Annotated in this window: 10 protein-coding genes; 5 read left to right on the forward strand and 5 right to left on the reverse strand. The window is 34.2% G+C overall.

The features are described 5' to 3' along the window. Window positions 1–32: 32 nt before the first annotated feature. The 3 genes from ACFSC2_RS13125 to ACFSC2_RS13135 all read right to left on the reverse strand — a co-directional run bounded on the left by ACFSC2_RS13125 (window position 33) and on the right by ACFSC2_RS13135 (window position 2,675). On the reverse strand, window positions 33–656 hold the full coding sequence (locus ACFSC2_RS13125) for a bifunctional nuclease family protein (protein ID WP_008466556.1): 624 nt from the start codon (window positions 654–656) through the stop codon (window positions 33–35). 163 nt (window positions 657–819) lie between these two features. After that, window positions 820–1,788 carry an electron transfer flavoprotein subunit alpha/FixB family protein gene (locus tag ACFSC2_RS13130; protein WP_379814974.1) on the reverse strand — a complete coding sequence of 323 codons (969 nt, stop codon included), beginning with the start codon at window positions 1,786–1,788 and terminating at the stop codon, window positions 820–822. 140 nt (window positions 1,789–1,928) lie between these two features. After that, on the reverse strand, window positions 1,929–2,675 hold the full coding sequence (locus ACFSC2_RS13135) for an electron transfer flavoprotein subunit beta/FixA family protein (RefSeq protein WP_379814973.1): 747 nt from the start codon (window positions 2,673–2,675) through the stop codon (window positions 1,929–1,931). Window positions 2,676–3,176: 501 nt separating this feature from the next. Here ACFSC2_RS13135 and ACFSC2_RS13140 point away from each other — a divergent pair. The 5 genes from ACFSC2_RS13140 to ACFSC2_RS13160 all read left to right on the forward strand — a co-directional run bounded on the left by ACFSC2_RS13140 (window position 3,177) and on the right by ACFSC2_RS13160 (window position 10,805). Further along, on the forward strand, window positions 3,177–4,154 hold the full coding sequence (locus ACFSC2_RS13140; RefSeq protein ID WP_379814971.1) for a pyruvate dehydrogenase complex E1 component subunit beta: 978 nt from the start codon (window positions 3,177–3,179) through the stop codon (window positions 4,152–4,154). A 70-nt stretch (window positions 4,155–4,224) separates the two neighbouring features. Next, on the forward strand, window positions 4,225–6,726 hold the full coding sequence (locus ACFSC2_RS13145) for a DUF5686 and carboxypeptidase-like regulatory domain-containing protein (protein ID WP_379814970.1): 2,502 nt from the start codon (window positions 4,225–4,227) through the stop codon (window positions 6,724–6,726). A gap of 207 nt (window positions 6,727–6,933) precedes the next feature. Then, window positions 6,934–7,533: a DNA-3-methyladenine glycosylase family protein gene (locus ACFSC2_RS13150; RefSeq protein ID WP_379814969.1), complete on the forward strand. Its 600-nt coding sequence runs from the start codon at window positions 6,934–6,936 to the stop codon at window positions 7,531–7,533. A gap of 107 nt (window positions 7,534–7,640) precedes the next feature. Continuing rightward, entirely contained in the window at window positions 7,641–8,171 is a 531-nt protein-coding gene (locus tag ACFSC2_RS13155; protein WP_379814968.1) for an inorganic diphosphatase, read from the forward strand. 111 nt (window positions 8,172–8,282) lie between these two features. Next, the gene (locus tag ACFSC2_RS13160) at window positions 8,283–10,805 is read left to right on the forward strand and encodes a sodium-translocating pyrophosphatase (protein ID WP_379814967.1); all 2,523 of its coding nucleotides are present in this window, start codon (window positions 8,283–8,285) and stop codon (window positions 10,803–10,805) included. A gap of 174 nt (window positions 10,806–10,979) precedes the next feature. Here ACFSC2_RS13160 and ACFSC2_RS13165 read toward each other — a convergent pair whose 3' ends face one another. Then, window positions 10,980–11,594: a deoxynucleoside kinase gene (locus ACFSC2_RS13165; protein ID WP_379814966.1), complete on the reverse strand. Its 615-nt coding sequence runs from the start codon at window positions 11,592–11,594 to the stop codon at window positions 10,980–10,982. Then, window positions 11,594–12,409, reverse strand: coding sequence for a hypothetical protein (locus tag ACFSC2_RS13170; RefSeq protein ID WP_379814965.1), 816 nt, complete (start codon window positions 12,407–12,409; stop codon window positions 11,594–11,596). The genes ACFSC2_RS13165 and ACFSC2_RS13170 overlap by 1 nt, the downstream gene beginning before the upstream one ends. Window positions 12,410–12,494 lie beyond the last annotated feature (85 nt).

Consider the following 12,494-nt stretch of genomic DNA (forward strand, 5'->3'; position numbering starts at 1 on the left):
AATCTGAAATTCTAAAATCTGCTATTGAGATTTTATCTTCTAGAAATTTCGTCTCTAATTTTGGCTGCTTTTTCGTAATCTTCCTGCGAAACCGCTTGATCCAAAAGCTCATTTAATTCCTGAAGTGAATGTTTGGCATAAACATCTCCAGATTGGTTGCTTTCTTCTTCGTGTCCAAAAGTTTCTGGATTAGACAAAACATCATCGATTTCCTGCGCGCCAGAATCAGTTTCTGCAGTATTTGACTTTAGATAGATACCAGCTTTATCTAAAATATTTTTATAAGTAAAAATTGGAGCATTAAAACGTAATGCCAAAGCAATTGCGTCTGATGTTCTCGCGTCGATGATTTCTTCAATTTTATCTCTTTCGCAGATTAAACTTGAATAAAATACGCCGTCAACCAATTTGTGAATGATTACTTGTTTTACAACAATATCAAATCTCTCAGCAAAATTTTTAAATAAATCGTGCGTTAATGGGCGAGGAGGTTTAATCTCTTTTTCTAAAGCAATCGCAATAGATTGAGCTTCAAAAGCGCCAATAACAATCGGAAGTTTTCTTTCGCCGTCAACCTCGTTCAAAATCAAAGCATAAGCTCCATTTTGCGTTTGGCTATATGATATTCCTTTTATGGATAGTTTTACTAGACTCATATATGTAAATAAAAAGGGCATTTAATGCCTCATTTTGTGCTTTTTTTGGTTGAAAAATAAAGCTGCAATTTTAGTCAAAAAATATGGAACAAAAAAGCTGCCTATAAACAAAGATACAATATCTTGTTTTTAGGCAGCAATATTTTTTAAGAGAATTCTTGAATTAAGAATGCTGTGCTTTAAAAGCTTTTAATTTCTCAATTAATTGAGGTACGATCTCAAAAGCATCACCAACAACTCCGTAATCTGCCACTTTAAAGAAAGGAGCTTCTGCGTCGTTATTGATTACAACTTTAACTTTAGAAGAGTTGATACCTGCAATATGCTGAATCGCTCCAGAAATACCTACAGCAATGTATAAGTTAGTTGCAACAGGTTTTCCTGTTTGTCCAACGTGCTCGCTGTGAGGTCTCCATCCTAAATCTGAAACTGGTTTAGAACAAGCTGTAGCAGCACCTAAAACAGAGGCCAATTCTTCGATCATTCCCCAGTTTTCAGGACCTTTTAAGCCACGTCCGCCAGAAACTACGATATCCGCGTCAGCGATAGAAACTTTTCCAGAAACTTTTTCTACAGAATCCACTTTAATTCCGAAGTCATTGTCACCAATTGTTGGGTTGAAATCTTCAACAGCTCCAGCTCCAGTACTTTCGAAAATTCCGTAAGAGTTTTTAGCCAAACCAAGAACTTTTACATCTGTGCTGATTTCTGTTATGTTGAAAGCTTTGTTAGAAAAAGCATTTCTTTTTACTTGAAATGGTGAAGTGCTTACCGGAAGACCAACCACATTTGAAGCGAAACCTGCTTCTAGAGCAACAGCTACAAGTGGAGAAAGGTAAATACTGTCTGTTGTAGAAGAAAGTAAAATTACTTTTGCTCCTTCTTTTTGAGCAGCTTGTTTGATAACATCAGCATAAGCCTTTGCATTGAAGCCAGCTAATTTATCATTGCTTACTTTTAATACTTTATCAACGCCATATTTTGCTAATTCGCTAACGTCGCTGATGTTTACAGTTACAGCAGTAACTGTTGTTCCTAATGATTCTGCTACTTTTTTAGCGTAAGAAGCCAATTCGAAAGCAACTTTTTTAAATTTTCCTTCTGCAGATTCTGCGTATATTAATAATGACATAATAATTTTAGATTTTGGATTTTAGATTTCAGATTTTAAAATTGAAATCTAAAATGATTATTGATTTAGATTTTGAAGTGAATCAAATGTTGATTTAGATTTAGTTGCGGTATGCAATCTAAAATCTAAGCGCTACAATCTTAAATCACCTTCGCCTCGTTGTGTAACAAATTAATTAACTCGTCTAAATTGTCTGGAGAAACTAATTTTACTGCAGATTTTGGAGCTGGTTTTTCAAATTTCACCGCTTTTGTATTTACTGTAGCATCAACTGGCTCAAGAATAGTAAGTGCTTTTGTTCTTGCTGTCATAATTCCTCTCATGTTCGGGATACGCAAATCTTTCTCTTCAACAAGACCTTTTTGAGCTCCAATAATTAATGGAAGAGAAGTGCTGACAGTTTCTTTTCCACCATCAATTTCACGAACTGCTTTTACGTTAGTTCCATCAACAGTTAAACTTGTACAAGAATTTAAGAAGTTAGAACCTAAAATTCCAGCAATCATTCCAGGAACCATTCCACCGTTATAATCTAAAGACTCTTTTCCTGCAATTACTAAGTCGTAACCACCGTTTTTAATTACTTCTGCTAATTGTTTTGCAACAAAAAATCCATCAGTTGGGTTAGCGTTTACACGAATTGCTTCGTTAGCACCAATTGCAAGAGCTTTACGTAAAGTTGGCTCAGTATCAGGACCTCCAACGTTTACAACCGTTACATTTGCACCTTGCTGCTCTTGAAACCAAATTGCACGTGTAAGACCAAATTCGTCGTTAGGATTAATTACATATTGTACGCCGGCTGTATCAAATTCTGAATCACCGTTTGTAAAGTTAATTTTTGAAGTAGTATCAGGCACATGGCTGATGCAAACTAGTATTTTCATAAGTATATATTTTGAATTTATAATATGCTTTACAAATTTAGAATTTAATTTGGAATAATTATACTATGCATGCATAATATTTTTTAAAACTATTACGATTTCGCAGATTACGTGATTTTGAATGGTTTTCATCGGAGTCTAAAAATAAAAAAGCACTCTTTTTCTCTGATTGTTAGGAATTTTGCAATGATTGACTCTTTAATGCAACTGTTAAAATTGTCTGAGAAATACTAAAATTTGCTTTTATTCGTTTTAGAGATTGAATTCTGGAGCAATAAGAATTAAACAAATAAACCAAAGTTTGTCAAAAAAATGATTTCAATGGTTTTAAGTGTGAATTATACGCTATTATATCGATTTCGTAAATATCACAATAAACTTAAAAAAGTTAAAAGCTAAAGGCAGATCAAACTAAGTGCGATTTTAAATTCAATTTATGCTTTTAAGTTATTTAAAATATTTATTTTTGCTCTTCAGAAAATTCAACATACAATAAAAAATATGAGAACAATACAATTTAGAGAGGCCATTTGTGAAGCAATGAGCGAAGAAATGCGTCGCGATGAATCCATATATTTAATGGGAGAAGAGGTTGCAGAATACAACGGAGCTTACAAAGCTTCAAAAGGAATGCTTGCTGAGTTTGGTGAAAAAAGAGTAATCGATACTCCAATTGCTGAGCTTGGTTTTTCAGGAATTGCAGTAGGTTCTGCAATGAATGGAAACCGCCCTATTGTAGAATATATGACATTCAACTTCTGTTTAGTTGGTATTGATCAAATTATAAATAACGCTGCTAAAATGCGTCAAATGACAGGAGGACAATTTAATGTGCCTATCGTTTTCCGCGGACCAACTGCTTCTGCAGGTCAATTAGGAGCTACTCACTCACAAGCTTTAGAAAACTGGTTTGCTAACACTCCAGGTCTTAAAGTTATTGTTCCTTCAACTCCTTACGATGCAAAAGGACTTTTAAAATCTGCAATTCGCGATAATGACCCTGTAATTTTCATGGAGTCTGAGCAAATGTATGGTGACAAAGGTGAAGTGCCAGACGGAGAATATACAATTCCAATTGGTGTTGCAGATATTAAACGTGAAGGAACTGACGTAACTATCGTTTCTTTCGGAAAAATCATCAAAGAAGCTTTTATTGCTGCAGATGAATTAGCTAAAGAAGGAATCTCTTGTGAGATTATCGATTTAAGAACAGTTCGTCCTATGGACAAAGACGCGATTTTAACTTCTGTTAAAAAAACAAATCGTTTAGTAATTCTTGAAGAAGCTTGGCCAGTTGCAAGTATTTCTTCTGAGATTACATATATCGTTCAGGAACAAGCATTTGATTTCTTAGATGCGCCAATCCAACGTATTACAACTGCAGATACTCCTGCACCTTACTCTCCTGTTTTACTAAAAGAATGGTTGCCAAATGCTGGTGATGTAGTAAAAGCAGTGAAAAAAGTAATGTACAAATAAGAAATTAGTAACAATACCTTAAAAACTTCATCAGTCATATTAATAATTGATGAAGTTTTTTTTTGCCAATATGAAAAGAATAATTTTACTCAGCCTACTCTTTGTATTTGTTTTTGCAGGTATTGGTCTTGCGCAAACTAAAGTGAGTGGAATTGTTTTGGATAAATCAAATCAGCCTATTCCTTTTGCTAATGTGGTTTTTAAAGGCACAAATATTGGAATAGTTTCTAATGAAGACGGCCGCTTTTATTTGGAATCCCCAAATTCACAAAAAACGCTGGTTGTAAGTTCTGCTGGATTTTCAGACAAAGAAATTACGCTCGAAAAAGCTATAAATTATGATTTTAAAATAGTGTTAGGCGAAGCCGAAGCACTAAATGAGGTTGTAATTTTTACAGGAAAAACTTCAAAAAAGAATAATCCCGCGCTGGATATTTTAAGGAAAATCTGGGAGAGAAAACGTAAAAACGGATTGTATCAATTCAATCAATATCAAATGCAGAAGTACGAAAAAGTCGAGTTTGATATGAACACGATTGATAGTGCTTTTATGAAAAATAAACTCTTTAAAGGAATGGAGTTTGTCTTTAACCATGTTGATACTTCTGATGTTACTGGAAAAACCTATCTTCCTATTTTTATTAATGAATCTGTTTATGATGTTTACGGAGATAATAAATTAAAGAAGGTAAAGGAAAATATAACTGGAAATAAAATGTCTGGTTTTAACGGAAATCAGCAGATTTTATCTTTCGTAAAAGACCTTTATTCGGACTATAATATTTACGATAATCATCTTAAATTTTTTGATAAAAGTTTTACAAGTCCGCTTTCAAGAACAGGGATCGATGTCTATAATTATGTTCTAAAAGACAGTGCATTTGTAGATAAAAAATGGTGTTATAATATTGTTTTTTATCCAAGACGTAAAAACGAATTAACTTTTAAAGGAGATTTCTGGGTAAACGATACTACTTTTGCCATCAAAAAAATTAATATGGGCGTTACTAAAAGTGCCAATATTAACTGGGTAAAAGATATTTATATCGAGCAGGAATTTGAGGTAGAAAACGATTCTGTTTTCCTTTTAACCCGTGATTATATGATGTCTGATTTTGCTTTGAATAAGAAAGAAAAATCAAAAGGAGTTTATGGAAAACGTACGACATTATACAGAGGTCATAAATTCAATATTCAGAAACCAGAGAAATTTTATAAAGAGGAAGTCAATTTTATAGACAATGCTGTTTATGAACGACCGCCCGAATTCTGGGAAGAAAACCGTTTTGAGAAATTAAACAAAGATGAAGCGGGTATTTATAAAATGCTTGATACACTGCAAACAGTCAAGCGCTTTAAACAATTATATAGTCTCGTTTCTATTTTAGGAAGTGGCTACGTCGAATTTAAGAATTTCGATTACGGACCTATTTTCTCGACTTTTGGATATAATGAAGTCGAAGGTTTGCGTTTAAGAGTAGGAGGAAGAACGTATTTTGGACCAAACGATCCTTGGCGTATACAAGCTTATACTGCCTATGGATTTGATGATAATAAATTCAAATATGGCGTTTCTGGAAAGTGGATGCTTGACAAGAAAAACCGTTTGATTATTTCTGGTGGAAATAGACGCGATATCGAACAAATAGGGGCGAGTTTGACAACTACAAATGATATTCTAGGAAGAAGTTTTGCATCTTCGGCCTTATTTACAACGGGAAGTAATGGAAAATTAACGAACATTAATCTGAGCAATGTTTCTGTAGAAATGGAGCCTAAGAAAAATTTTATCGTTTCTGCCGGATTCTCCTATAGAACATTAGAGTCGGCTTCGCCAACATTTAGTTTAGATTATTATACTACTCTGCCAAGTACGACAAACCCGCTGGGAGTTGTTAAAAGTGATGTAAAACAATCAGAAGCCAATATTCAGTTTGAATATATGCCAAACCGTAAAACTATTGGTTACGGAGTTGAAAGAGATTTAGTTGACAGCCCTTTTAGTCATTTCTTTGTAAATTTTAGTTATGGATTGAAAGGCGTTTTAGATAGTGATTTTGCTTACGAAAAAATTCAAGTTTTTTACAGACAGCCAATCATTATCGGACCTTTAGGAAGAACCAATATCACAATTGAAACAGGAAAAACATTTGGGACAATTCCGTTAGGATTAATGAGTGTAATTCCGGGTAACCAAACCTATTTTACTATCGAAAATACCTTTAGTAATTTAAATTTTTACGAATTCGTAACAGATCAATATACAACCTTGCAATGGAATCATGATTTTGGTGGAAGATTATTCGCAAGAATTCCGTTTATGAGAAAATTGAATTGGCGAGAATTTGTTGGAGTGAGAGCGGTTCATGGAACTATTTCTGAGGCCAATCGCGCTATTAATGCATCAGGACTGCCTTATAATGCACCAGAAAAAGTCTATTATGAATACCATGCTGGAATTGGAAATATCTTCAAAGTATTTAGGCTTGACTTTTCTTGGAGAGGAAATTATTTAGATATGCCAGACGCACATAAATTTGCTATAAAAGGATCTTTTGGGTTTTATTTTTAAAAGTGACAAAGGTTCAAAGTTACAAAGCTGCAAAGAGTTAATATTCTTTGCGGCTTTTTTTATTTTGTTTCACGCAGATTTAAGCTGATAATTAAAGATTAAAAGCTGCTCTATCTGCATAATCTGCGGAAAACAAAACTTTGTGCTTAGCGTCTTAGAGAGATTCTTTTTTTTATTTAATTTTGAAATAAAGCTAAAACACAAACCATGCAGGAAGCCATAGATTTTCTTTCATCCAAAAATAGCATCTTCAAGGAAATCATTGAAAGATATGGATTGCCTCAAATTCCTAAACGCCCGCAAGGATTTGAAACGCTGGTTTTATTAATTCTCGAGCAGCAGGTTTCTATTGATTCGGCGAAAGCTACTTTCATGAAAATAAAAGCTTATACTGTTTGCGATCCGGAAAATATGGCCGTTTTGTCTGATGAAGAATATAGAAATCTCGGTATCAGTCGTCAGAAAACAAAATACATTAAAATTTTAGCGGAAGCGGTTTTAAATAAAGAATTAGATATTGAAAGTCTGGCATCAAAATCGGCGCTGCAGGTTCGAGAAGAATTAATTAAATTAAAAGGCATAGGAAATTGGACGATTGATATCTATTTAATGTTCTGTCTTCAAGAACCAGATTTGATCCCGTTAGGCGATATAGCAGTGATAAATACAATCAAAGAACTGTTTGATATTCATGATAAATTAGAAATGGAAAAGTATGCGCAAGAGTGGAGTCCGTATAGATCTTATGCAACTTATTTATTATGGCATCACTATTTGACCAAGCGAAATAGGAAAATAACTTTTTAATGCCTAATTTTTAAAAACTTAATGTAGATATTACACTGTTTTTTATTGTAAAAAAGGATTCTTTGCTTACTTTTGCAACCGAAATTATAGAAACAATATAAAACAAAATGACCGCAGACAAATTAACGACTTTCGATGTATTGATCGAAATACCAAGAGGAAGCAGAAATAAATATGAGTACGATTTTGAAATCAAAAGAATGCGTTTTGACAGAATGTTATTCTCTTCAATGATGTACCCGGCAGATTACGGATTTATTCCAGAAACTTTAGCTCTTGACGGAGATCCTCTAGATGTATTGGTTTTAGTAAACGAACCAACTTTCCCTGGATGTGTTATGGAAGTTAAGCCAATCGGAGTTTTCCATATGGCAGATGATAAAGGACCAGACGAAAAAATTATCTGTGTACCAGTTTCTGATCCAATTTGGAATTCATTAAACGATCTTTCTGATATGAATCCTCACTTAGTAAAAGAAATTGAGCACTTCTTCCAAGTTTATAAAGATCTTGAAAACAAAAAAGTTGATGTAGAAGGATGGGGAGACGTTAACGAAGCTTATGCAATTATTGCTGAGTGTACAAAGCGTTTTGATGATATTGAAAATAAACCTGCAGGATTATTTAGTATTAAATAATTTATACAGCATTTTATTATAAAAAAAGCAATACTCCGTTAGGAGTATTGCTTTTTTGTTTAAATTCGTTTTGTTAGTTTGTTGACTATTAATCAAAACCATTAAATTATTATGAATGCATTTATGATTTATCTGCCAATTGTAATGGCAGTTTTAGGGTTACTTTTCATGGGAATAAAAAGGTCTTGGGTTTTAAAACAGGATGCCGGAGACGGTAAGATGAAAGAGATTTCAGATTACATTTACGAAGGCGCACTTGCATTTCTAAAAGCAGAATATAAGTTACTAACCATTTTCGTAATTATTGCCAGTATAGCTTTGGCAGGAATTACATTTATTCCAGGTGTTAAAACACATTTATTAATCGTAATTGCATTTATTTTTGGTGCCTTGTTTTCTGCTTATGCAGGAAATATAGGTATGAAAATAGCAACCAAAACAAATGTTAGAACTACTCAGGCAGCACGTACAAGTCTTCCTCAGGCTTTAAAAGTTTCTTTTGGAGGAGGAACCGTAATGGGGCTTGGAGTTGCAGGTTTAGCCGTTTTAGGTTTAACGACTTTCTTTATAATTTTCTTTAATCTTTTCTCAGGCGGCGTCTGGAAAGATACCGATACCATGACTATAGTGCTGGAAACTTTAGCAGGATTTTCACTTGGCGCAGAGTCAATCGCTTTGTTTGCAAGAGTTGGCGGTGGAATTTACACGAAAGCTGCCGATGTTGGTGCCGATTTAGTGGGTAAAGTCGAAGCTGGAATTCCAGAAGATGATCCGCGTAATCCGGCAACAATTGCAGATAACGTAGGAGATAACGTGGGAGACGTTGCAGGTATGGGAGCCGATTTATTTGGGTCTTATGTAGCAACTGTTTTAGCGGCAATGGTTCTTGGGAATTATGTAATTAAAGATATGGGCGGAAGTATCAATGATGCTTTCGGCGGAATCGGACCTATTTTACTTCCGATGGCAATTGCCGGATTCGGAATTCTATTCTCCATTATCGGAACTTTATTAGTAAAAATTACAGATGATAATGCGCGAGAAGCGCAAGTACAAAAAGCATTAAATATAGGAAACTGGGTTTCTATTATCTTAACTGCTGTTGCTTGTTTCTTTTTGGTACAGCATATGCTTCCAGAAACTATGCAAATGACATTTTTTGGCGAAGGATCAAAAGCTATCTCTTCTATGCGTGTTTTCTATGCGACATTAGTCGGATTAATTGTTGGAGGAGCTATTTCATCGGTAACAGAATATTATACAGGATTAGGTACGAAACCCGTATTGGCAATCGTTCAAAAATCATCAACGGGAGCAGGAACAAACGTTATTGCAGGATTGGCAACAGGAATGATTTCTACTTTTCCAACGGTATTATTGTTTGCTGTGGCAATCTGGATTTCGTATGCTTTAGCAGGATTTTATGGAGTTGCATTGGCGGCTTCTGCAATGATGGCTACAACAGCAATGCAATTAGCAATTGACGCTTTTGGACCAATCTCTGATAACGCAGGAGGAATCGCTGAAATGAGCGAATTGCCAAAAGAAGTTCGTACAAGAACTGATATTTTAGATTCAGTAGGAAATACAACTGCTGCAACCGGAAAAGGATTTGCAATCGCTTCTGCAGCCTTGACGTCTTTGGCGTTATTTGCAGCGTACGTAACTTTTACAGGAATTGACGGAATTAATATTTTTAAAGCGCCTGTTTTAGCGATGTTATTTGTCGGAGGTATGATTCCGGTTGTTTTCTCCGCTTTAGCGATGAATTCAGTTGGAAAAGCTGCAATGGACATGGTTTATGAAGTTCGCCGTCAGTTTAAAGAAATTGCTGGAATTATGGAAGGAACCGGAAAACCGGAATACGGAAAATGTGTTGAAATTTCGACAAAAGCCGCTTTGCGTGAAATGATGCTTCCAGGAGTTTTGACAATTGGTTTCCCGATTCTAATTGTTCTTTTAGGAAAATTAGTTTACTCAGATAACAATCAATTGATTGCTGAAATGCTAGGAGGATATATGGCAGGAGTTACAGTATCTGGTGTACTTTGGGCAGTTTTCCAAAACAATGCCGGAGGTGCTTGGGATAACGCCAAAAAATCTTTTGAAGCTGGTGTAATGATTAACGGCGAAATGACATATAAAGGTTCTGATGCACATAAAGCGGCTGTAACAGGAGATACAGTTGGAGATCCGTTCAAAGATACTTCTGGCCCTTCAATGAATATCTTAATCAAATTGACTTGTTTAATCGGATTGGTAATTGCGCCAATTTTAGGAGAAGGACATGCACCTTCTGATATTGCTGCAAAAGCTTCTTGTTGTGTAAAAACAGAAATGCATAAAGACGGTTTCTCTAAATGCGGTGACATGTCTGGAATGACAAAAGAAGAATGTGTTAAAATGTGCAAAGAAAAAGGCTGTTCTCCAGAAGAAACTGCTAAATGTTTAGCTCAATTTGATGCAGCGGGAAAACATTCTCATACAGAAAGCCAATCAGTTCATGTTGAGGTTAAAAATATAAACGGTAAAACTACAGGAACTGTTACCAAAACCGAAAACGGCAAAACAACAACAGAAGTTTTTGAAGGAACTGAAGAAGAGGTTTTGGCAAAAGTCGAAGCTGCGAAATAATATGATATCCTAACAGATTTCCAAAACCTGTTAGGTCTTTTTTGAATTTAAAGAGACGTAGATTACATACCTAACAGGTTTTGGAAACCTGTTAGGATAATAAATGAAAAAGCCTCTAAAATTAATTATTTAGAGGCTTTCTTTTATTTCGTGAAAATCTGTGAAATTCGTGTTCTAAAACAATCCGTTCAATTCAGCATCAATTTTATTAATGATGTTTCCTAAATCTTCTGGGTTATCAACAAAATTAATATTGTCAACGTCAATGATTAATAATCTTCCTTTAGTGTAAGTCTGAATCCAGGCCTCATATCTTTCGTTCAAACGGCTTAAATAATCGATAGAAATTGAGTTTTCGTACTCGCGTCCACGTTTGTGAATTTGACCAACAAGATTCGGAATTGAACTTCTTAAATAAATCAATAAATCTGGCGGTTTAACCAATAGTTCCATTAATTCAAAAAGAGAAGTATAATTATCAAAATCACGGCTTGTCATTAATCCCATCGAATATAAATTGGGAGCAAAGATGTACGCATCCTCATAAATCGTTCTGTCCTGAATGATTTTTTTACCGCTTTCTCGAATTTGCTGCACCTGGCGAAAACGGCTGTTCAAGAAATAAATCTGAAGATTAAAAGACCAGCGTTCCATTTGATGGTAAAAATCATCCAAATACGGATTATCAACTACATCTTCATAATGAGGTTCCCATTTAAAATGTTTGGCTAATAATTTGGTCAGAGTAGTTTTTCCTGCGCCTATATTTCCTGCTATTGCTATGTGCATTACGGTGTTACGATTTTATAATTTAAAATTTCTGCAGCTGTAAAAATAGATAAAATTTGTTCTTTGTAATCAAAATTATCAAAGGTTTTTTCTAAAATTTTGATTTCAGAAATGGTCTCTACACCAGATTTGTTAATCTCTTTAAGAAACAGCTTATTAGCTTGACTAAAAATGTATTTTGAACTGCTGATTATTTGGATTTTATCAAACTCTGGAATTTTGCCCAATGAGGTGATTTTTCCGAAAATAGTACACGAATACCAGTTGTTTTTTTTATCAATCCAATAGAAAGTATTAAAATCGGTTTGATAGTATTTTATCTGTTCTGTCAGTGGAATGGATACTGTTTTATATTCATTTTTTAAATATTCAAAAAGACCAATCTGCTGATTTAAAGTATTGTAAATCCAAAGTTGATTTTGAGTTGACATTCCGATTGCCGAAACTACAATTGGAGTAGGATTCTGAGAAAAATTAATTTCAGTAACTTTATTCAGCTGGTTATCCAGAAGAACCACACTATTAAAATCTTCATAAAACAAAACCATTTTCAACGGATTTTGTAAATCGACTTTTGTAATTTTTCCTAAAGAAACATTTTTGTATTCAAAGATCTCATTTCCTTTAATTTTACTAAAAACATTATTCTTTATTTGATACGAATATCCAAACGCATCATAACCTAAAAAGACATCCGAAGTATTCGTCTGCTTCGAGATTAAGACGGGATTTATGGTTAATGTTTGTGCAGATCCAATACAGGAAATGCTTAAGGCAAATAAAAAAAATAAAAAGTTTAACTTAATCAGACGCATTAGCAGCAATTTTAGAGCATGCAAATTACGAAAAACAGGTCTTAAAATTACTTGTAGTACTTTTAAACCTTTTTTAATTCTAACG

This window comes from Flavobacterium artemisiae, assembly GCF_042678225.1.
Taxonomy (GTDB): domain Bacteria; phylum Bacteroidota; class Bacteroidia; order Flavobacteriales; family Flavobacteriaceae; genus Flavobacterium; species Flavobacterium artemisiae.